Source organism: Ilumatobacter sp. (genome assembly GCF_049588435.1).
Lineage (GTDB): Bacteria > Actinomycetota > Acidimicrobiia > Acidimicrobiales > Ilumatobacteraceae > Ilumatobacter_A.
The window spans coordinates 1-2,656 of sequence record NZ_JBAVYV010000515.1 but is presented as its reverse complement, the minus strand read 5'-3'; the positions used below and the strand labels follow the sequence as shown (position 1 = coordinate 2,656).

The following is a 2,656-nucleotide window of genomic DNA, read 5'->3' as shown; positions in this document are numbered from 1 at the left end:
GCCCACACCTGCATCCGAATCGGGATCACGGTGCCGATCGCTGCGGTCTGCTCGAAGAACGTTTTGCCCGCACTCGGGTTTCCGACGAACAGGCTGTACGAACCGTCGAGGTCGAGACCGGCGGCCTTCAGCGCCCCGGCTTCGTCGAGTTCACCGAGCACCATCATCCCGTTGTCGGCGACCATCGGCTTCAGTCCGTCGAGGGTCTCGTCGAACTCGCCGGGCGCGTCGACGACGACCCACTCGTGGGACTGATCACTGCCGGTCACCGTCGCCGACGTGGCGTCGGCGTTGCCGGTCGCATCACCGGCTGTCGCCGGTCGTGCGACGGCCTCACGACCTTCCGGGGAATGCGGCCCCGAGTCATAGGGTTTCCGGGCAGTGAGCGAAGCCACAACCGATGACACCGACTTCGAGCGGCATGTGCTGCCCGAGATCGAGGTGCTCCTGCGTGTCGCTCACTCCCTCACCCGCAATCACGCGGAAGCGGAGGATCTCGTCCAGGACACGTTGGTGCGCGCATACCGCGGCATCGGTGGTTTCGATGGTCGCCATCCGCGGGCGTGGCTGCTCACGATCCTGCGCAACACTCACATCAACCGCAATCGCCGCCGACGGCCCGAACTGCTCCGCGATCCGGACGCTGCCACCGATCGAATGCTCTCCGCCGCGTCCGATGAGCGGACCGACGCGGGGATCGACGACGCGATCGATGTGGAGATCATTCGCGCCCTCGAGTCGCTCGACGAGCCGTTCCGACGCGTCGTGGAACTCGTCGACATCGACGGACTCACCTACGCCGAAGCCGCCGACGTCCTCGACGTCCCGGCCGGCACGGTGATGAGCCGCCTGCACCGCGCTCGATCCCGTATCCGTGACCGACTCGACAAGGTCGGCTTCACCCCCAGGAGTCAGTTGTGATCAGGATGTGGATGATGAAGCTGCTCGGCCGAAAGCCGCCGGGCGGAATGAGCTGTCACCAGGTCGGCGAGGTGCTCCAGCAGTATCTCGACGGACACATCGACGCCGAACGAGCAGGCCGCATCGAGCAGCACCTCGACGAATGCCGTCGGTGTGGGATGGAAGCGGAAACGTACGAGCGGATCAAGGCGACGCTTGCAGCCCAGCGGCCTGCCGTGCCCGCTGAGTCGATCGACCGCCTGCGCGAGTTCGGCGAGCGGTTGGCACACGGCGAGGAACCGGACTCGCCGTGATCGATCGCGGCCCGCGACCGGCGAACGTGCCGTCGTGGTCCACCCCGGTTCAGGCCTGGTCGGCCACGGTGATCGTGCGGGCGATCGAACCGGCGCCCTTCGCGAGCTGCGCGAGACGCCGCTTGCCCGGCAGGCCGACCTCGCGTTCGAGTTCCTGACCGTCGGGGCCGATCACGACGATCGTCGGAATGTTCATGACCTTGAACGCCGACGCGGCATCCGGGCTCTCATCGACGTTCACCCGTGCGAATCGCAGCGGGGAGTCGGGACGGGTGACGGCCGCTTGCGCGTCGAACAACGGGTGGAGCTGTTTGCACGGACCGCACCACGGCGCCCAGAAGTCGACGATCGTCACCCGTCCCTCGAGTGCGCCGTCGAACGAATCGTCGTCGAGGTCGGCAACCACGGCGCCGGTCGCAGCGTCATCCTCACGAGCGGTGGCGGCCCCACCGTTCACGCGGTCGCCGCCGACCAGCATCACGACGAGCACGGCCACCGCAGCGACGCGCAGCGCGACGTCCGCCAGATTGAAGACGCGTGGATACGGCTCGAACGAGATCCAGTCGATCACCGCTCCGCTGCCGGCACCCGGTTGCCGGGCGAGCCGGTCGATCAGGTTGCCTGCACCACCGCCGAGCACGGCACCGACAGCCAGGGCGGTGCGGAAGCCGAGTCGGCTGCGCGCGACGACCACAACACCCGCGATGAGGATTGCCACTGTCGCTGCCGTCCACGCGAACGAGGCCCCGTCCGCCACCCCGAACGGTCCCCCCGAATTGCGCACGACGGTGAAGCGCAACGGACCGAACGAGCCGTCGGTCTCGGCGAACAGCGCCAATGCGATCGCCTTCGACATCTGGTCGAGGCCGAGAACGACCGCAGCCGTCACGATGACCGTGCGCCGGGCTCGATCCCGAGCGTCGACCGATTCGAACCAGGACAGCGTCACGAGTCGGAAACCCTCCAGGACCCCGACCCATTCCCGGTCGACCGGGCGGGACGCTCCGCCTCGGCGCAGGTCGCGCGTTCAGTCGCGCTCGACCTGGACGCCGTGCCAGAACGCGATCCGCCCGTCGACGAGACGGCGAGCGAGCGGCCACGGGTGCTCGTAGGCGAACGCGGCGTTCGGCGCCATCTCGCTGTTCCCCTGGACATGCCAGTAGCTCGCCTTGCCCTTCCAGAAGCATCTGCTCGTCGTCGGGCTCTCGACGAGCGCGTCCATGTCCACGCTCTCGATGGGGAAGTAGGCCATGCCTTCGACGTTGCGCACGTCGTCGCTCTCGGCAATCACCACACCGTCGAATACTGCTCTCGTCATGGTGTCGGGAACCCGCTGAGCGGTCGGCGAATTCCTGTCGCCGGTGAATGTCGCGAATGAATGGCGCGATCGTCACATTCTCGGGACGAGTGCGGCTCGTCACCGGGTTTCCTCACACAACAGG

At 67.3% G+C, this 2,656-nt stretch carries 5 protein-coding genes; 2 read left to right on the top strand and 3 right to left on the bottom strand.

Annotation, left to right across the window (positions count from 1 at the left end; translation table 11 throughout):
- Positions 1–269: DUF302 domain-containing protein (locus tag WBV89_RS19265; protein ID WP_423982946.1), on the bottom strand; the 269-nt coding region annotated here is incomplete at its 3' end.
- A 112-nt stretch (positions 270–381) separates the two neighbouring features.
- On the opposite strand from WBV89_RS19265, the gene WBV89_RS19260 reads away from it, so the two are divergent.
- A complete protein-coding gene (locus tag WBV89_RS19260) occupies positions 382–921 on the top strand; it encodes a sigma-70 family RNA polymerase sigma factor (protein WP_423982945.1) in 540 nt (179 codons plus the stop codon).
- A gap of 14 nt (positions 922–935) precedes the next feature.
- Entirely contained in the window at positions 936–1,214 is a 279-nt protein-coding gene (locus tag WBV89_RS19255) for an anti-sigma factor family protein (protein WP_423982944.1), read from the top strand.
- A 49-nt stretch (positions 1,215–1,263) separates the two neighbouring features.
- Here the strand turns inward: WBV89_RS19255 and WBV89_RS19250 are convergent, their stop codons facing one another.
- Both WBV89_RS19250 and WBV89_RS19245 read right to left on the bottom strand, forming a co-directional pair.
- The gene (locus tag WBV89_RS19250) at positions 1,264–2,163 is read right to left on the bottom strand and encodes a signal peptidase II (RefSeq protein WP_423982943.1); all 900 of its coding nucleotides are present in this window, start codon (positions 2,161–2,163) and stop codon (positions 1,264–1,266) included.
- Positions 2,164–2,241: 78 nt separating this feature from the next.
- Positions 2,242–2,532, bottom strand: a complete 291-nt coding sequence (locus WBV89_RS19245; protein WP_423982942.1) for a DUF427 domain-containing protein — start codon at positions 2,530–2,532, stop codon at positions 2,242–2,244.
- Positions 2,533–2,656: the final 124 nt, after the last annotated feature.